The 18,042-nt window shown below is 40.9% G+C and carries 15 protein-coding genes; 4 read left to right on the top strand and 11 right to left on the bottom strand.

The annotated features are described in order from the left end of the window. Window positions 1-15: 15 nt before the first annotated feature. Window positions 16-177 carry an IS3 family transposase gene (locus tag L634_RS32700; protein ID WP_442852701.1) on the top strand — a complete coding sequence of 54 codons (162 nt, stop codon included), beginning with the start codon at window positions 16-18 and terminating at the stop codon, window positions 175-177. Window positions 178-484: 307 nt separating this feature from the next. On the opposite strand, the gene L634_RS0113250 is transcribed toward L634_RS32700, so the two are convergent. After that, window positions 485-3,511, bottom strand: coding sequence for an ATP-binding protein (locus L634_RS0113250; protein WP_026582868.1), 3,027 nt, complete (start codon window positions 3,509-3,511; stop codon window positions 485-487). Window positions 3,512-3,624: 113 nt separating this feature from the next. On the opposite strand from L634_RS0113250, the gene L634_RS0113255 reads away from it, so the two are divergent. Then, window positions 3,625-4,743, top strand: a complete 1,119-nt coding sequence (locus L634_RS0113255; RefSeq protein WP_026582869.1) for a response regulator — start codon at window positions 3,625-3,627, stop codon at window positions 4,741-4,743. Window positions 4,744-4,867: 124 nt separating this feature from the next. On the opposite strand, the gene L634_RS0113260 is transcribed toward L634_RS0113255, so the two are convergent. The 7 genes from L634_RS0113260 to L634_RS0113295 all read right to left on the bottom strand — a co-directional run bounded on the left by L634_RS0113260 (window position 4,868) and on the right by L634_RS0113295 (window position 13,745). After that, on the bottom strand, window positions 4,868-8,044 hold the full coding sequence (locus L634_RS0113260) for a hypothetical protein (protein ID WP_026582870.1): 3,177 nt from the start codon (window positions 8,042-8,044) through the stop codon (window positions 4,868-4,870). Then, window positions 8,041-9,465: a glycosyltransferase family 2 protein gene (locus L634_RS0113265; RefSeq protein WP_026582871.1), complete on the bottom strand. Its 1,425-nt coding sequence runs from the start codon at window positions 9,463-9,465 to the stop codon at window positions 8,041-8,043. Before L634_RS0113265 ends, L634_RS0113260 begins: the two co-directional genes overlap by 4 nt. A 9-nt stretch (window positions 9,466-9,474) precedes the next feature. After that, complete coding sequence (locus L634_RS0113270) at window positions 9,475-10,521, bottom strand: HEAT repeat domain-containing protein (RefSeq protein ID WP_026582872.1); 1,047 nt, start codon at window positions 10,519-10,521, stop codon at window positions 9,475-9,477. Then, window positions 10,512-11,414: a response regulator transcription factor gene (locus tag L634_RS31110; RefSeq protein WP_051428328.1), complete on the bottom strand. Its 903-nt coding sequence runs from the start codon at window positions 11,412-11,414 to the stop codon at window positions 10,512-10,514. The genes L634_RS0113270 and L634_RS31110 overlap by 10 nt, the downstream gene beginning before the upstream one ends. After that, window positions 11,404-12,321 (bottom strand): GGDEF domain-containing protein, encoded by a 918-nt coding sequence (locus L634_RS0113280; RefSeq protein WP_026582873.1) that lies wholly within the window; start codon window positions 12,319-12,321, stop codon window positions 11,404-11,406. Before L634_RS0113280 ends, L634_RS31110 begins: the two co-directional genes overlap by 11 nt. Window positions 12,322-12,682: 361 nt before the next feature. Continuing rightward, the gene (locus L634_RS0113290; protein ID WP_198029769.1) at window positions 12,683-13,375 is read right to left on the bottom strand and encodes an LrgB family protein; all 693 of its coding nucleotides are present in this window, start codon (window positions 13,373-13,375) and stop codon (window positions 12,683-12,685) included. Continuing rightward, window positions 13,347-13,745, bottom strand: coding sequence for a CidA/LrgA family protein (locus L634_RS0113295; RefSeq protein ID WP_026582875.1), 399 nt, complete (start codon window positions 13,743-13,745; stop codon window positions 13,347-13,349). Before L634_RS0113295 ends, L634_RS0113290 begins: the two co-directional genes overlap by 29 nt. 433 nt (window positions 13,746-14,178) lie before the next feature. Between L634_RS0113295 and L634_RS0113300 the strand changes: the two genes are divergently transcribed. Next, window positions 14,179-15,693 (top strand): Na+/H+ antiporter NhaC family protein, encoded by a 1,515-nt coding sequence (locus L634_RS0113300; RefSeq protein WP_232233762.1) that lies wholly within the window; start codon window positions 14,179-14,181, stop codon window positions 15,691-15,693. A gap of 42 nt (window positions 15,694-15,735) precedes the next feature. Here the strand turns inward: L634_RS0113300 and L634_RS31115 are convergent, their stop codons facing one another. From L634_RS31115 to L634_RS0113315, 3 genes are all read right to left on the bottom strand, one after another. Next, window positions 15,736-16,200, bottom strand: coding sequence for a hypothetical protein (locus L634_RS31115; protein ID WP_157452397.1), 465 nt, complete (start codon window positions 16,198-16,200; stop codon window positions 15,736-15,738). A 26-nt stretch (window positions 16,201-16,226) separates the two neighbouring features. Next, window positions 16,227-16,670, bottom strand: coding sequence for a DUF2243 domain-containing protein (locus tag L634_RS0113310; RefSeq protein WP_026582877.1), 444 nt, complete (start codon window positions 16,668-16,670; stop codon window positions 16,227-16,229). Between the two features lie 205 nt (window positions 16,671-16,875). Then, window positions 16,876-17,139, bottom strand: coding sequence for a hypothetical protein (locus L634_RS0113315; RefSeq protein WP_026582878.1), 264 nt, complete (start codon window positions 17,137-17,139; stop codon window positions 16,876-16,878). A gap of 164 nt (window positions 17,140-17,303) precedes the next feature. Here L634_RS0113315 and L634_RS0113320 point away from each other — a divergent pair, with 164 nt between their 5' ends. Then, window positions 17,304-18,032: a YwaF family protein gene (locus L634_RS0113320; RefSeq protein ID WP_026582879.1), complete on the top strand. Its 729-nt coding sequence runs from the start codon at window positions 17,304-17,306 to the stop codon at window positions 18,030-18,032. Window positions 18,033-18,042: the final 10 nt, after the last annotated feature.

The raw sequence follows: 18,042 nt of genomic DNA on the forward strand, positions 1-18,042 counted from the left end.
ATTATTAAAAAAGAATTGATCTACCAGAAAAAATATAGGACAAGAGCAGAGGCAACAAAGGAAGTTTTTGAGTATATCACTTGTTTTTACAATCCAGAGAGGATTCATTCAACCATTGGATACCAATCACCGATGGAGTTTGAAAAAGCTTACTACTCAAAAATGAAAGTCGCCTAATTTAACCTTTTCCTGGACAAATNATGATGTAACGCAAGTTAGATCATCATTTGTCCAGGTTACCAAGCGATAGCGCGGTAGGAAGAAAGTAAGAAAGTGCCCAATTTAATTTGTCCGTTTTCTTGACGTAGTATCAATATATGCAAAAATGGACCGATTTACCTCACCAAGTGACTGATAAATCCGTGCAACTGGCCGATATATTGAAAACAGCTCCGTTTTGGCACGTAAATAACTTCAAAATTGATGCCGGATTCCAATGGACCCGGCATCTAATTTCATTTCAGCCTCGATCCTTCTCAAATGTCTATTTTTCATACGGCAATGAAATGACTATTTTTGTCCCGGCGCCTTCCTCACTAAATAATTCGAAGGTTGCATTTCTAATTAATTTAACCTTGGTATATGGGTTGATAAAGCCTATTCGGTGGTTATATCCCTTTAAAAGCCGGGTCTGCCGATCTTTTGACATGCCAATGCCATTATCTTCGATGATTATTTCTGCTTGTTTTTCTTTTTGGCGGATGGATAGTTTGATTCGTCCCCCGCCTCTCTTTTTTGATATCCCATGCTGGACAGCATTTTCTACTAGCGGCTGGATGGTCATGGATGGAAGCATCATTTCGATGCTTTCGTCAATATCCAGCTCAATGGCGAGCTGATCGCCAAACCGGATCTTTTCAATGGCCAGGTAGGATTCCACTAATTCTATTTCTTCTTCAAGGGAGACCAAACTGTGGTGCTTTGTATAATCAAGCTTTGAGCGGAAATATACCGAAAGATGTTCAAGAGCCTCTCTCGCAAGATCCGGATTATGATAACTCAATCCAATAATGGTATTTAATGTGTTGTATAAAAAATGCGGAGTAATTTGTGCCTGATAATAACTTAATTCATTATGAATGGAACGTGTAACGGATTCCTTCATGGCAAATAAGGATTTGATTTTGGATAAAAGTTCAAATTCATTTATGGGCTTTTGTACGAAATCGTTGGCCCCTGTATCCATCATATCGATTACATTCTTTACATGATTTGTGGATGACAGAATAAGGATGGGAAGCTCAGTAAAAAGATATCTGCTTCTAACCTCTTTGCATAAAGCCATGCCAGACTGGCCCTGCAAATTCAAATCTATTATGAGCAAATCAGCAAAGTCAGATATAACCATATCATAAGCACTTTTCCCATCTCTGCAAGGAGTAACCGAAAATCCCGAATTTGATAAAAAATCGATTAAGCCGCTATACTCTTCCAAATTGGCACCGGCAAAAACAATTTTCTTTTGCTGATTGGCTTCCCCTTCGGGAGGGAAAGTGCCCAACTCATCAGACATTTCCAGTTCGGCTGATATTTGTTTCTTTACGTTTATATCTTCATAACTCTTTTCTTCATAAATAGGCAAACGGATGTAAACGGTGGTTCCTATTCCCTTCGTGGACTTCACCCAGATTTCGCCATTCATAAGCCTGATAAATTCCCTTGATATGCTTAAGCCTATTCCGATTCCGTCGTGCTTGCTTTGCTCGGGAATCTGGTAGAAGGTGTCAAAGATTTTATTGACGTACCGGGCATCCATCCCGATTCCCGTATCTGTCACTTCCATTTGAATGCGTCCATCCATTCTCTTAGCACCAATCCGAATTTCGCCGGAAGCGGTATGCCGAATGGCGTTATCAAGCACATTTATGATAACCTCTTTTAATTTCTCCCCATCAGCCAGCACTTTGGGCAGCATTTTCGGTATATCATCCACCAGGCTGACTTCAGCTCGCAGTTTCAGAATATCCCTCAGTTCCTGTACCATTTCGGATATCATCTCAAGAGGTACAGGCCTGATGTTTAAAGCCAAATTTTGATTAGAGGCGGCATACCGTAAATCGTCAATAAGCTTCTCAATCTTATTGCCGGAATTCTGCATTTCCAGAATAAATTCCTGCTGCTTTTGCTTGATCGGGCCTCCTACACCTTCCATCAGCTTTATTGTGTGCCCCATAAGGGTATGTAATGGACCTTTGATTTTATTTGAAGTTTTTTCCAAAAATTCGTTTTTCAGCTGGTCCTGAACCAGCAGTTCTTTCGAAAGATTATCCATTTTCCTATATGCAAGCTGCCGCAAATGGCCGATATAGAAGGACAGGCTTATGGTCATAATGACAAATAATACGACTGGGATTCGGCCTATTTCAACCTGCAGCACTAATTCGATGCCCAGCGCCACTCCGTAGCAAGTAAATGAAATAGCCGCAATTAATACATACTCACAGCTGCTCACCTTTTGCCTGTATGCTTTAAAAAGGATGTACAGGATATATCCATAAACGATTGCGAGCAAACCAATTAAGCTGATTTGCGAGAATTCAATAGGCATCGTCTTATAACGCCAAATTAATATAGATGGAATACTAAGATAAAGAATTTTAATAATGATCACGATGGATAGCCACTTTGTTGCTTTTAATGAAGCCTGCTTCCTGAATGTATGATGGGCAAATAGCAGAAAAAACAAAACAGATGCATGAATGAACACCAGCTGCAAGCTCAAAAGCATTTCCGAAGAGATTTCAGAAAAAAAGAGATAAATTAATTTTTCATCCTGTGTAGAAAGATAAACACTTTGCGCGAAACAAAAAATGGAAAAATACAACTCATTTTTTGCTTGTCTCTGCTGAAAGTATTGGAGCAGAACCACCAAGCCAAGCAGCAGGTATCCGCCTGTTATGAAGCCATCGGTCAGCTTATTCTGATTAGACTCCTCTATAACCTGATCTGCTTTTCCAAAATAAATGGGCTTAACTATTCCTCCGTTTGGGCTGGAACCGTTTGCCACATGAATAAGGACATCGAGTTTTGTATTTTCGCTCATGGAGAAAAATAAGAATGGACCTTCACGATATTGAAATTCTTCTTGGTCCATGCTTGGATTACCGATTCCGCCTGCTTCTTGCCCGTTTACAAACACTCTGCTGGAATGTCTGATTGAATCTGCTCTAAAACCGTATAGACCATCTTCTGGAACGGTAATGGATAAATGATATGTTCCTGCCTCAATTGGATGTTTGTTATGCATAAATAAAGAATCCCACTTTTTCGGTACATCTTGAAAAATGGTCTCTCGCGCGATTTCATCCATATCGTTTGGTTCAACCAGCTTATTGGGATAAAATTGCCATTCCCCATTTAAAGCCACAAGCTCCTTTGCAGTGATTATGTGCAATTCACCCTTTTTTACAATTGGAGCAGATTCCGAGTTTAAGCCGGAACCTCTTAATATACTTATCAAGGTAAATACACAAACCAATATGGAAGCGATGATTGCTGCCTTTCGCTGCATAATAACTCCTTCTAGTAAACTTATTTCCTGCCATATTACTATGCCTTTTTTATAATAGTACGTTATAATACCAAAAAAGGAAATACTTAGTAAAAGAAGAAAAGGATGGTTACATGATACGGACAATCCTTGTGGATGACGAGGAGCTTTCACTGCTGACACTGGAAAAAAAACTTCAGGATTTTCCCGAGGTGGAGGTTTTTAGAAGGTATACTTCACACGAAAGGCTTCTTAGTGATTTAAAGAACAAGCCCATCGATGCCGCCTTTTTAGATATTGAAATGGGAGAAATAAATGGCCTCCAACTGGCGCGTGAAATATTATCTATACACCCTTATACGCAAATTGTCTTTGTATCTGGACATGCAAACTATGCAGTCAATGCATTCGAACTCGACAGTATCGACTATCTTTTAAAGCCGGTAACTGCCAAAAGACTTGAGAAAACAATTAACAGACTGAAAAGCAATCTCAAAACTTCGAAAAGCAAAACACAAGCTGATTCAAACGAGCCTCGTATTAAAATCTGCTGCTTTAGCAAACTCCAGATATTCTTTGATGGAAAACCCATTCGCTTTAAGACGGCTAAATCAAAAGAACTTTTTGCTTTCCTTCTTATAAATATGGGTTCATACATACATCGGGACATCATTATAGAAAAAATTTGGCCCGGCCATGACTATAAAAACGCCAAGACTTACTTGCATACTAGTTTATCTTATTTACGCAAGCTTCTTTCTGAATGGGGCTGCCCCGAAGCCATAAGCTTTTTAAATCAATCTTACTGCTTGCTGCTGGATTCTATTTATTTCGATGCTAAGGAATTTAACAGGCTGGCAAAATTGGCGCTAAGCGGCAATCAGCCTGATTATAAAGCCCTTGATCAAGCAATTGAATTGTATAAAGGAGCGTTTCTTGAGGAGGATGGCTATGAATGGGGATATGAATATGCTGAGTCCTATGAGCAAACCCTAACTCTTCTGCTATCCGAGGCAATTAAGGAATTAAAACGGAAAGATCCTAATAAAGCCATCTCACTTTTAAAAATATACAAAAAAATAGAGCCTTATTCTGAATATGCTGTATTGAATCTCATGGAAATCTATGCTGAATTGGGAATGCAAACGGATGCCATCCGGACATATCAGCAATACGCAGAGCTTCTGAATGATGAACTAGCATTGGATCCTGCATCAAAAATACAGGATTTGTATGCTAAGCTTATTTATTAAAGGTTCTTTTCGAATAAATAGCCATATTATTCATGCCCGTTGATTAAACTTCGTTACCCGCCCGAAAAGCAAAAGCTTTACAAGAATTAAAATAGTTCAGAAGGGCCAGCGCCCCTCTGAACTTTTAATACTCCCCAAATAATTCTTTAATTTTTTTGTAAGACTGCTTAAGCCTTTCTTCTGACAATGGCTTCTCCCATTTCTTCCAGCTATACCCCTTCATGATCCCCAGTTTTCCTTCTCTTACATTAGGCAATGAATCAATCAGGTTGTGTTGTTCATCAAAATATAATGCCCCGATGCTGATTTGATCGATTTTGATGTTTCCTTCCAGTCCTTTGGAATAGATATCCCCCATGAACTCTCTTTGGCTTGGATCCTTCGCCTGCAGCAGCAGCCATGGGATACGAATTTCTACTGTACCATTTTTTGAAACCGCATAGTCTGCCAGAGAATCGTACTCTTTTGAATCCGGGTTTCCATTCCCTAATTGCAGCTTGCCAGTTTCATAGCTTTTAAAGTCAATCGTTCGATTTTGCGAAGGGATAAAAAGCTCCCTGCTTAACACATATTCAATCCTTGAGAAATTCCCGCTGTTTTTCTTAGGCAATGGCGGCTTTGGTTTAATCATTCCCAATTGATGGCCGTACTGGAATTGGAAGAGATCATAATACGTATCCACCATCATTCTGGATTCTTTTTCATCCAGGTTAATAATAAATTCAACCCCATTAGAAAAAGAAGGAAGATCACGTCCATTAATAAAGTGGTTCCCCTGGTTTGGTATGACATCCAGCAGAATCATCGGGTAGCCTTTGTTCTTGGAATCAAGATCCATTCTCAAATAAAGGTATCTCTCATCATGATCAGCATACATTGATCTAATGTGGCTGCCTTTGTACAGGGGCGGGCTCTGCCACTCTTCCGCTTTCCCGTCCACCCGGATTTTATGGCGGTCAAAACTTAAAAGCCCGAATTGCTGTTCATTGGTTTGGGAATTGGACCAGAATGGACGGCGATCAGGATTATCATAATCCATCGTATTCCATGTCCGTTTAAACCACTCATCCTGCCAGGTGAAAATCATTCCCCCAAGGAGCTCCTCGGCCATAATATCTTCATATAAGCGGCTGACGATTTCGCCCTGCTGTTTTTCGGATAAGAAACCCTGGTTCCAGCCAAAAGGATTTTCATGTGTCATGCCCCTCGAAGCCGGAACGCCAAATTCTGCAACCAGAATGGGCAGCCTATGTGCCTGATGCAAATCATTCAAGTAGGCTGCATAACTGTTGTTTTCCCCTCTATGGTCTTTATACTGTTGATAGGATTCTTCATAGTTAAAGAAATCGGGATAATACGGGTAAATATGGTAGGATGCAAACTGCCCAGCCTTCTTCATGTCCGCTTTCGCATAAATAACATTTGGATCTACACTGACAAGGTCTTCTTGATCATTCGGTTCAGAAGGGTGATCAAGAATATCTGTCGTTACCCAGTTTGTAAAACTGAGCGGTCTGATCCAATTATATTGCTCCTTTTCATACTCAACCATGGCATCCATCTGCCGGGCTAACCAAACTTCAAAGGGTTGGCCGCCTTTTGTCTGAAAATATTTCCCTGCATAATCCGGCATTCCTTCATGTATATTATTGGTGTTTTCAACCATATACGGGTTCCACTCGATCCCAATCAGCCACCCGATCACATACTCGGATACATCTGCCCGATAAACCCCTGATGCATGCCCTGGTTCTGGATTGACCACCTTATTTCCATGGACGACATCCACCATTTTCTTCATCTCTTCCTGAAATTCATTGAGATTCTTTTCCTCAAAAGCGTCCATCGACTCTTCCAGATTTTCCTCATTGATCCATACACCATGAAAAACATATAGTTTCTCTTCATGATTATCATTAAATCGTTTTAATGCACGATAAAAGCCAGGCGGGTGAAGTGTATAGACACGGATGCTATTGGCATTCATTTCCCCGATCATTTCAAACCACCGATAATATTCTTCTTCGGTAATCGCCGCTTCTCCGGGAAAATAACCTGGTTTTCCCATTCCAATATTGACACCTTTTACAGGCATGGAGACCCATTTATCATTCTTATAAACCTCAAAAGTATCCTGATTTACCCTGGCTTTGTATTGAAGGGAATCTGCTTTTGATTTGTGCGCCCCCTGACTTACAGAAAAATCCTGTAAAATACTTTTCATCATTGGGACATATGCAGACCAATAAAAAGCTTCCTCCGAATATTTCAGCCCAACCCGGTAGGCAGCATCGAGCCCTTTCATTTTGTAAAACGAAGGCACTTTTTCGATATCGTTAAAGTCTCCTGCAAAATAATAACTGGCAGCAGATCCAGACTGATTAGCCAATACAGCTGCAAATTCGGACGGAATTCCTTTTTCCTCCAGTAATCTTTTGCCTTGCTTAGTAAGGTCCCATTGATAGTTTGCAAGCACTTCGCTCCCGCTCTTTGGCGTTACAATATCAAACCAATATTTGTACTCTGGATTCCCTTCAATTCCAAACCGCTTTTTACCGGTATCTGTAAAAGAAAGATTTATGCCGCCTTCATTTATATGTTTTCCCTGTTCAAGTACGACAACTTGATAATCCAGATCATTAACAAGAATGAAGCCTTCACCGCTATATTTCCACCCATCTTGAAATTCGTCGAGGATCCATTGGGGGATTTCCTTGTTCTTATCAGGATCCAGCTCTTCAAAATATCGGCCAGTCCACCCGCTCCATTCTATTCCAAGGTAGTCGGCAACAGACTCCCTGACAGTTGTTTGGGTCGGTGAAGCAAATGTATTAAATTCTGCGATAAACAGGCTTTTTTTCTTTTGAATCAGCCGATCGAGAATCGCATTCCACTCGCCTTCCTCCAGCCCGCCATAAAGTTTGCCTGACCTTGAGCCCTCTCTTTTCTTCTCAAGCCATGGAAGATCATCTTCATACACCCCATAAGTGTCAGCGGCATAGATAATATCATAATCTGAGAAATCGGATGGAAAATCTTTGATGGTGTAGCTTTTACTTTTTTCTTGGGGCTTGAATCCGTAATAATCGGTGTATGCCTGGATCGGATTGCCGCTGCCATTCTCATATTTCATATGATTAAGCACCCAGGTGATCCCCTGATGTTCCCGGTAGGATTCACTCGGGACTGTCTTATCAAGAATGGCTACTTTGACTTTCTTAGAGTCTTCCAGATGCCACCAAACAATTGGCAAAATAAAAAGAATCACAAGTATTGCTCCTGCAGCATAAAAGCGTTTCATACAGATTTTCCTTTCGTTGAATGTCCGATTCTCTGCATATCTCCCCATTCCTGCTTTCTGATCAGGAAGAATAGCAAGCCCTCCATCCGCCAGAGAAGTGAAATCGGTTTATACCAAAACACTTCAGTCAGTGACATGAAGATAAGCCGGAATAGGTCGCTTTTCCTTGGATATACGTCTTTGCTCCAAGCATCGAGGAGGACGGAAGCAATCGATAGCACACTTCCATAAAGAATAAATAAAAGAGCCAATAAAACAGCAAATTCAAAATAAATGTCCCCCATGAAAAATGCGGCTATGATATATATGTATCCGCCCAGCTCAATAACCGGCCCAAGGCATTCTATAAACCAGAAATACGGAAAGGAAACCATGCCAACAGCTCCATATTTCGGATTAAGCGTCATTCGTTTATGTTTCCATAAACTTTCTATGAGGCCTTGATGCCATCTTCTCCTTTGTTTTCTCAATGTGGAGATTTTCTCAGGTGCCTCCGTCCAGCAAACCGGATCAGGAACAAATTCAATGCTTTTCTTTAAATTATTTTCCTTTATATACCGATGGAGTTTTACAACCAGCTCCATATCCTCTCCAATGGAATTTATCGCATAGCCTCCAGCTTTCACGGCCCACTCCTTAGAGAACACACTGAAAGCTCCGGAAATAATTAGCACCAGGTTATAGCGGCTGAATGAAATCCTGCCCATCATAAAGGCCCTTAAATACTCAATCACCTGCATAACGATCAAATAATTTTTTGCCAGGATCGTTTCCATCACAGTGCCTGATTGAATAAAACTGCCGTTGGCGATTCTGACATTCCCGCCTGCCGCAATCACATCTCCATCCGAGGAGATGATTGGTTTCATTACCCTTAGGAGCGATTTTTCATTTAAGATCGAATCGCCATCTATCGAGCAGAAATAGGGATACCTGGAAAAGTTAATACCAGCATTCAATGCATCGGCCTTTCCGCCGTTTTCTTTCTCGATGAGCCATACCCCCTGGTGAACGGCAGACTGAAAGACCCTGGTAATTGACTTTGTTGGAAGTTCCTTCCTTATCACCTTATCTGCTTCACGGAAATGGAACTCCTGTATCAATTTTTGCTGCGTGCTGTCTGTCGATCCATCATTCACAATGATAATTTCAGTCTGCGGAAATCGGAGCGACAGTAAAGAATGAACTGTATCCAGGATTCCCGCTTCCTCATTGAAAGCAGGAACAATGATAGAGATGGGCTTCATATGAATACTGCCCAGGTTTTCTTCATCTGCTTCCTCTTTATCCAGTAAGGAATATTTTCGAATATGAATAAAAGCAATTGCCAGCATAAGTGTATAGGCTAAAATCACAATCACCATATATAGAAGGATGGCACTTCCGAAGAACAATCCGATTTTTTCTGTAACTTCCTGCATATTCATCTTTTACATTCCTTTCTTAAGTATTTCATTGGCCATCTCCCTTGCATATTGGTCACTGGTATGATTGATGAATTCCAAAAGCTTCTCTTTGCCTGTTTTCATTTTTCCGATTGTCTTGGCCGCTTCTGCACGCACCCACCAGGAGGGATCCTCAAGTAATTGCTTTAAGTACGGATAGGTTTCCTCGAGCGGCAGGCGTCCCAATAATTTAGTCACCAGCAGCCTTTCCTCCCAAATGGGCGACTCCACAAAATGCAAAAACTGAGCAGGGCTAACCACCCAGCCAGTTTCATAAATTGCTTTTAAGGAACGTATCCTCATTTCCTGGTCTCTGCTCAGCAGCTGCCTCTCAAATAACGGCATATAGTCCGTTAACCTTTGATAACCAAGAGTATCCAAAATCGCTAACTTGCATTTTTGCGGGAATTCCTCAAAAAGTGTCACGATCTGTTTCAAATCATTTTCAGAAAGAATATTAAATAGGCTTCTATACCCGGACTCTCCCAAGCTTTCCTGTTCTGTTCGCAGCTTGGCAGCCAAATTCTCAATGTCCAGGAGGGCATATATTTTATAAATTTGCTGCAGCTCTTCCCTGGAGCACCCTTTCTCTTCTTGCATCCTGCACACATCCAGCAATGAGTCCATCTGAAAATCAGCTATTCTGTAAAAAGCATTCATCCTTAAGCTCCATTTTTTGCTTTTTAAGAAAGCAGAATAATAATCTTTAAGAAACTGATTAGCAAATTCTTTTACTTTAGCTTGAATTTCCCGATTCGAAAAATTCTTTACATAGCTGAGCAGTATTCTTTCAGTTACTTCAAACTCTATTTTGCTGGCTGGCGCCAGTTCTGTGAGATCTGCTTCCTGGTCCTTTACTAAATAATCATGCCAAATCGGCAAAATCTTGTTTAAGCAGGCGTTCTTTTGAACGATTAAGCGGCGTTTTCTTTCATATTGTCGAGAAATATACACCGCTAAGCTAAGCAATATCACCAACATAGCCAGAATGAATACTGATAACACTCCAATGGTTACACCAATCATTTCCATAGCCTTTCCAGCGTTCCTTTCACTTGGGCTTCAAATAAGCGTATATTAAAGGGCTTAGCCAAATAGGCATCCACCCCTTTGACAAAAGCAAAAATCATATCCTCTTCAGCCGTTCTTTTCGTCAGCATAAAAATAATAAATCTTTTGTTGTTTGGCCATTTTCGGATCGTATGCAGCACCTCAAACCCATTTTTTCTGGGCAAAATATCATTCATAATCACTAAATGGGTATGGCTGGACGAGTGCCAATCTGATTCAAGAAACTCAAAGCCGTCCTGAAAAGATTTGATTTCAAGATTAATTCGATCCAATTGAAGATTTTCCAAACTTATCGACAAAATCCGGCTGAAAACTTCATCTTGTTCAAGGATACTTACCTTAATATTCTCTACGGCAATTTCTTTAAAATCTTCAACATATTCAATCTGCCAATCTCCTAATCTAATAGAATTCTCCAAGGACTCGCAGCCGCAGCGCATGAACCCTTCATACTCAACTGAACTGCTTCTGATTTCTATTACACTCGCAGAAAGTGCAAGTTGATTAGACACAAACATCGTACTTTGTTCATTTTGAATACTATGAAAAAGCCGTTTCAGAAACGCGTTAGCCTCTTCTTCTTTGCTTTGCAGCAGAATGACACACCATTGATGCGGCTTTGATAACTTGATCAGGATATCTGTTTGCCTGATTTTACTGTTAAAATATAAGGTGAGCTCTTCTTCAATCATTTCTTTATCAATAGAAATCATACTATCTGCGTAAAAACTTAAGAAAACAGCCGTTATGGGTGTTTTTGATCTTTCAATCGTTGCTGTCAGCATATTGAAAATGGGACCTGCCTGCTGCTCATTGATTACTAAACCAGCTTGTGTCTCCCGTTTAATCTCCACTTCTTACACCTCTTTTATTTCTTCGCATTTTTTCTTCATACATGGACAAATCCGCTTGATGAATGATGGAATCCTCATCATGTCCGCATGCAGGGTAAATACTTGCCCCGATGCTCACACTTACACTTTTCAGTGAGCTTCCTATCAAAAACTCGCCTGTTAAGCGGCTTCTGATTAAGTTCGAAGTATGTTCAATTTGGGTCCTTTCTTTGATTATGACAAGAAATTCATCTCCGCTCTTACGGAATGCATGCATATGTTCTCCTAATGATTCTTTTATTATATCGGCACAAAGCTTAAGAAAATGATCCCCCGCAAGATGACCATACTCGTCATTAATTTCTTTAAAATGATCGATATCGATGAAGAGCAGTCCAAAAGGCTTTTGAAGGAAATCACTTTCCCTTTTGGCAGCTGAAAGCTGCTCCCGGAATTTCCGCCAATTTGAAAGACCTGTCAATTCATCCGTATAGGCCAATTTCTTCCATATATCCTCTTCTGAACTTTTCAAATCAGCCTCAAAGCCTAAAAGGAAGTAATTTGGGCCCTTATCCTCCTTTATTCGTGCAATTTGGACATAGGCTGTGCTTTTATCAGTATCACCGCTAATTATCTGCAGCCTGCCTGCCCACTGCCCATGTTGATCAACTGCTGAAAATATGGCATTAGAGACCTGCTGATCTCTAAGTTCATAGAAAATATCCTCTATAAAATGCTGTTTATAAGGAAGAAAAGGACCCTTATTTAAAAATTGTCTGAATGGTTCGTTATATTTTAATAACTCTCCTTGAGCCCCAATCAGAACCGCCATGAAGGTGTCCAGAATGGGCAGAAAGCCATTCATCATTTCTGTCTTTGTAAATTGGCATCCGGCCATTCTTTCTTTCTGTGAGTCTCCTGCGTACATGAAATACCCCCTACGCTAAATTGAGCACAAACTAATCATAAAAGAATGCTCTTACAAAATTCTTAAAAACCTCTTTATTTTCCAATGGCTCTTTTCTCAAAGATTGTTGTTTTAGTTTTTAAATTTTGCCCGTTGATTTCCGCTCCGGACACTTGCTTTCCACGGCGAGCCTCCTTAGCTTCGCCTGTTGGTCTCACACTTCCCTCTTATCTGAGCTGGAGTCAAGTGCCCTCCGCTACAATCAACTCAGTTTATTAAACTAAGTTCTCCTTCAAAAAGCAACAATCTTTACGAAAAGAGCCTTTCCATAAAAAAACTTCAGTCATGAGACTGAAGCGAAAAAATCTATAGGAAATGGTTTTTATAACTGAAGAAGAGGATAAGCCCACGGCAGAATGAATGAAGTAATAACAGCCGAAACGCCCATCGCCACACTGGAAACGGCTCCTGTAAGCGGCCCCTCCACAACTGCCTGGCTTGTTCCGATTCCATGGGAAACAGTTCCGATGCCAAGCCCGCGTGAAAACGGGTCAGAGATTTTCATAAAGGATAGAAGAGCTGGTCCAAACACGGCTCCAAAAATACCGGAACTGATCACAAAAGCCGCCGCAAGAGCTGGATCTCCGCCGATCAGGACAACTGCTTCAATGGCGACTGGTGTTGTGACTGCCTTTACTGCAGATGTTGCCTGGATTGTTTCAGATAATCCTAATGCCTTGGAAATCCAGACGGCTGAGAGAATCGTTGAGAGTGTTCCAATTACCAGGCCAAATGCAGTCGGCCATAGTCTTTCCTTGATCATCTCCCTATTTTGATAGAGTGGAACAGCAAGTGCCACCGTAGCGGGGCCCAGTAAGGATGTAATCCACTCCTTCGCTGCGGAATATTGCTCATAACTGATATCCAATAAGCCAAGAATCACAATCATTGCGATCGTGGCAGTCAATATAGGTGTTGTAAAAGGAGAAGCCACCCGCCGCGATAGCACCACTGCCACCAAATACACAGCCAATGTCAGAAATATACTAATGAGAGTGAGAATGTGATCGTTCATGATGTGTTCGTTCGTTCTCCCTTCTTGTTAAAGATTGGGTTATTCCGGCAGTGATCAGCAAGCCTATTATCGTGCTGCCCGCAATCATAAGCAGCAGCTGAACTCCGCTCGCTTTGATAAGTCCTGTATAATTCATCAAACCAACAGCAAAAGGGACAAAAAATAAGGCAAGATGTTTGATTAAAAAGTTTGCACCTTTCTCAATCAAACGCATTTTCACCATTCCGCTTGATAATAGAATATATAGAAAAATCATTCCCAGGACACTTGCAGGTATACGCAAATGCAGGGCTCCTGCTATGAAGCTGGCAAATTGATATATAAACCAAAGTAAAAAGAGCTGAGTTAAAAACACCAACACATTTTTCATATATAACATTCCTTTCGATGCCCAAAATAAAAGTATAGCATCGAACCTATAGGATGAAAATACCTGGAAGCAAGGACTGTAACTTGGTACAGTGCCAGCCATTTATGCATTGTATGTACACACAAAAAGCTCAGAGATTTTCTCTGAACCCAGTGGCATAACGTATGTATAAATTGTTCCTTTTATAAGACGAGCAGGTGACTTGTTACTAAAATACAATAACATTTTTTCATTCCAGCTTAATTAATGGCAGTAAAAAAGCTGAAAATGAACCAATACCCTCCTTTGATAATCTTTTATCATTTGACAATTAAATACTTAATTTTCCTTCTTTATATTAAATTTTTCTCTTCTAACTCTTGTTGAAAGAATCTTTTCCCGCCATCTGTGAAACCTTAATGAAGATTCAGTTTGTTTGAATGGAGGATTTGCTATGGATAATGACGACAAGCAAATGCAAGAACAAGAAGCAGCCGTTACAGAGGCTGTTGGGGAAATGGAAATCGATCACCTTGAATTTTATGGCGGAGCATTCAGTTCTACCCTCCCTCTCCTGTTTTTTATCATCTGGGCTATTGTTTTGAGTGTCCTTAAGCTGGTTACAGAAGAAGCGCTTGTGCTGGGGATGGTCATGGGAATCGCATTCGGTTTATTTTTCTGCAAATCGAAGTGGCGTCATTATGCACAAGCCCTTATTACCGGAATGGCACAGCCGATTGGCGTTATTTCCGTCATTGCCTGGTTTTGGGCTGGAATGTTTGCAAAACTCTTGGCAGCCGGCGGCCTTGTTGAAGGGTTGATTTGGTTCGGTTTTGTTACAAACCTTCAGGGCGGATTGCTCGTTGGCGTTACCTTTCTTCTCGCCGGATTATTCTCCACGGCAGTCGGCACAGGGTATGGAACGGTAGCCACTTTCGGAATACTCATGTACCCTGCTGGCATCATTTTAGGGGCAGATCCCGTCATTCTGCTGGCAGCCATTTTAAGTGGAGCTGTGTTTGGCGATAATCTTGCTCCGGTTTCTGATACAACGATCGTCTCTGCAACTACGCAGGAGGCGGATGTACCAGGCGTTGTTCGTTCACGCATAAAATATTCACTAGCCGCAGCCATACCTGCGTTTATCATGTTTATTATTTTCGGAGGAGGAGGCGCAGGTGTGGAGAATCCTGAAGTCATTGCACAGCTGAAAGAGCAGGTGTCTCCGATCGGATTATTTATGCTGATCCCATTTGTCCTGGTGCTGACATTAGCACTTCGAGGCCGGCACCTTGTAACAACATTAACTTGGGGGATTGTTGCATCGATTGCGATGATCTTTTTAACGGGCACGTCTTTATCAACCGTTATTCATTTTTCAAAAGATGAAGCAGGGAATCCAGTTGTCGGCGGAGCGCTGATGAGCGGAATCGGCGGATATTTTAACATGGCCATCCTGATCCTCTTTATTCTTGCAGCAGCCCATATCATGGAGCTTGCCGGAACGATGGAGCGTATTAAGAACTTTTTTCTAAAAATCATCAACGGTGTTGTACGGCGTGCAGAGCTTTCGATTTATGGGATCGTTGCTTTCCTGAACATTTTTATCACCATTAATACTGCAGCCGAAATCACAGCCGGCCCTTTCGTCCGGCAGCTTGGAAAGGAATTTCATCTTCATCCTTATCGGCGCGCCAATTTCCTCGATACCGTTTCCTCTTCATTAGGCTATATCTTTCCGTGGAGCGGCGGTGTATTGCTTGCCTGGGCGACAATCAAAGGTGCAGCAGACCAATATGATTTCCTGCCAATGGTAGGGCCAACCGAGGTATTTCCTTATGTGTTTCAAGGCTGGTTCCTCTTATTAGTGATGCTATTTGCCGCACTTTCAGGATGGGGCTTGAGGTTTGAAGGAAAAAAGGGGGAGGAATTGAAACGCGAGGAATTTGAAAAGGCCTATCAGAAATAAAGAAAAGGACCGGAAATGGTCCTTTTCTATTCAGGAATAGAGTTAAGAAGCTGCATCCACTGCCAGACTGCTTTCAATCGGCCTTCCCTTGTAGCTTAAAATCCCATGGTTATTCGAATTTAGCGTAACAGTTATTTCATTTTTGCCTTTTTTCAACGATCCCAGATGATAATACTCGCCGTATAATCGAGTGATCTTTTCTCCATTGATGTATAAATGGGCATGGCCTTCATTATAGCTCGGCTCATTCTCCCCCGCTTTTTCAGGTGCAAAGGTAAAATGAGCTGTCTCCATTTTTAAAAGCCAGGTGCCTGAGCGGTCTTGAGTAACATGAATGTCCACATTCGGCACTTCAAATCCTTCCGGAATTTCTACAGCTTCATGTCCGCCATGCATATTAGATGCCCCAGAGGCCACATGATCTTTATGCGGATTTTGACTTGTATAATAAAAGAAGAACCCCAAAAAGAGTATGAGGAAGCTTAAAAAACTCTTTATCCCGTTCATATAAAAAAGCCTCACTTTTAACATCATTAAGCCGCTTTTTCCATCCGCTTGATCATAAAACCAATGATGACCAGCAAAAGCCCGATAGCCAAAAACGCTAAATCGTACAGCAAAGGATTTTCAGCCGTTGGTTTCACACGATGGACCTGCAAAATATGATGATCGATAATGCCTTCTGCGAGATTGAAGGTGCCGCCGCCGATAAAAATACCGCCGAGGAAAATTTTCCAGCTATCTCCAAGTTCATTCCTGCGGGCATCCCTAAAAATTTTCATTCCGCCCCAAACGAGCTTCGCTGAAAATAACGCAGTGAATAGCCCATCGGTAAAAATTTCAAGCTGTAAATCAGGGCTATCAATCATATGGTGCCATTGCAGCAGCTGATGAAAAAGGATTCCATCGATCGCACCTACTAACCCTAATCCCAGGATAAAACCTGCTATAAATAAATTTTTGTTTTCCTTTTTCAACCAATGCACCCTCTTAAGAATCAATCATACTTCGAGTAGTGCCCAGTAATAATGGAATTTATACTATTAAACAGTAAAAAATAGGGGCTAAGTGTTTTTTCATTCCCAGCACCCTTATCAAAAACAGCCATTACTAAGCCTGCCCCTAGGCTGAGATAATCCTTCACTGCTGTAATGATTTTCCGTCAAATGAAAATTTCAAAGTTTAGAAAGGCAAGTCATCCTTTATCACCGGCTGAATCCGCTTCACCTCTTCCGTAATATCATGCTGCTCATCCCAGGTAACCTTTTCAATTAGGGTTTTCCTGTTGCCTGTCTCCCTCTGCTGCTGCTGAATCCATTTATATGCAGCTATGCTAACAGCGAAATCAGGATCTAGACGAAAGTCCTTATTGGGGATATAAAATGCACCCCGCCGCATCCCCCGGTTTCCTTCAATGTTTAGAATTGTTTCAATGATTACCTTCATAATCCACCTCGAAAAGTTATTCACTCTTATTATAGAACATATATTCGGTTTTATAAATATAATCCCATTTCCCTAACCGGACTGAAAACGCAGAATAGCCGTATAATATCCGACTCTAATGCACATCTTATATTTGCTCTATTATCAAATTAGGGGTTGGAAAAATGGATTGGTTTGGCCACAGTCAAAAATCTCGTACGTTTGAAATGTATTCCGGAATCCATTTGTCAGCATTGGCCATCTTTATACTAGTTTCTATCGCCATTTTTATATTCCGAAAAAAGTTAAATCATCCTAAGTGGAGAAAAGCAGAAATAGGAGCAGCCATTTCCTTGATATGGATGGAGGGGTTGAATCATGTATGGATGTATGTGCATGGAGTATGGAAAACAGGCCGTTCACTGCCTTTGGAACTATGCAATATCGCCCTTATTTTATGTATGATATTGCTTTTAACCAGAAAAAAAGTTTTTTATGAATTGTTATTTTTTATTGCCATATTAGGCGCTACACAAGCAATCATTACCCCTGCTTTGACATACAATTTTCCTCATTTTCGATTCTTTCATTTTTTCTATGGACATGTAATGGTTATCTGGGTAACCTTGTATTTCACTTGGGCAAAAGGCTATTACCCAACATTCCGGTCTTTCATAAAACTAATTGTGTTTATTAATTTGCTGCTGCCTGTGATCTTGTTCATAAACCACCAGGCAGACGGAAATTATTGGTTTTTGCGCCACAAACCGAAAAACCACAGTTTATTTGATGTTCTCGGCCCCTATCCCTGGTATATTTTTACTTTGGAAAGTGTATTAATCTTAATTTGTTTTATTGTTTGGATTATCATGAGAAATAAGAAAAGCTACAGAGAACGGCCACAGGCTAAGTGATGCTATACTA

Origin of the sequence: Bacillus sp. J33 (assembly GCF_000518885.1) — a bacterium.
GTDB lineage: Bacteria > Bacillota > Bacilli > Bacillales > Cytobacillaceae > Cytobacillus.

What these genes read in the sequence shown, in the direction of transcription:
- L634_RS0113250 (WP_026582868.1), bottom strand. Translation starts at nt 3,511, where the DNA reads ATGCAGCGAAAGGCAGCAATCATCGCTTCCATATTGGTTTGTGTATTT.
- L634_RS0113255 (WP_026582869.1), top strand. Translation starts at nt 3,625, where the DNA reads ATGATACGGACAATCCTTGTGGATGACGAGGAGCTTTCACTGCTGACA.
- L634_RS0113260 (WP_026582870.1), bottom strand. Translation starts at nt 8,044, where the DNA reads ATGAAACGCTTTTATGCTGCAGGAGCAATACTTGTGATTCTTTTTATT.
- L634_RS0113265 (WP_026582871.1), bottom strand. Translation starts at nt 9,465, where the DNA reads ATGCAGGAAGTTACAGAAAAAATCGGATTGTTCTTCGGAAGTGCCATC.
- L634_RS0113270 (WP_026582872.1), bottom strand. Translation starts at nt 10,521, where the DNA reads ATGGAAATGATTGGTGTAACCATTGGAGTGTTATCAGTATTCATTCTG.
- L634_RS0113280 (WP_026582873.1), bottom strand. Translation starts at nt 12,321, where the DNA reads ATGTACGCAGGAGACTCACAGAAAGAAAGAATGGCCGGATGCCAATTT.
- L634_RS0113290 (WP_198029769.1), bottom strand. Translation starts at nt 13,375, where the DNA reads ATGAACGATCACATTCTCACTCTCATTAGTATATTTCTGACATTGGCT.
- L634_RS0113295 (WP_026582875.1), bottom strand. Translation starts at nt 13,745, where the DNA reads ATGAAAAATGTGTTGGTGTTTTTAACTCAGCTCTTTTTACTTTGGTTT.
- L634_RS0113300 (WP_232233762.1), top strand. Translation starts at nt 14,179, where the DNA reads ATGGATAATGACGACAAGCAAATGCAAGAACAAGAAGCAGCCGTTACA.
- L634_RS31115 (WP_157452397.1), bottom strand. Translation starts at nt 16,200, where the DNA reads ATGAACGGGATAAAGAGTTTTTTAAGCTTCCTCATACTCTTTTTGGGG.
- L634_RS0113315 (WP_026582878.1), bottom strand. Translation starts at nt 17,139, where the DNA reads ATGAAGGTAATCATTGAAACAATTCTAAACATTGAAGGAAACCGGGGG.
- L634_RS0113320 (WP_026582879.1), top strand. Translation starts at nt 17,304, where the DNA reads ATGGATTGGTTTGGCCACAGTCAAAAATCTCGTACGTTTGAAATGTAT.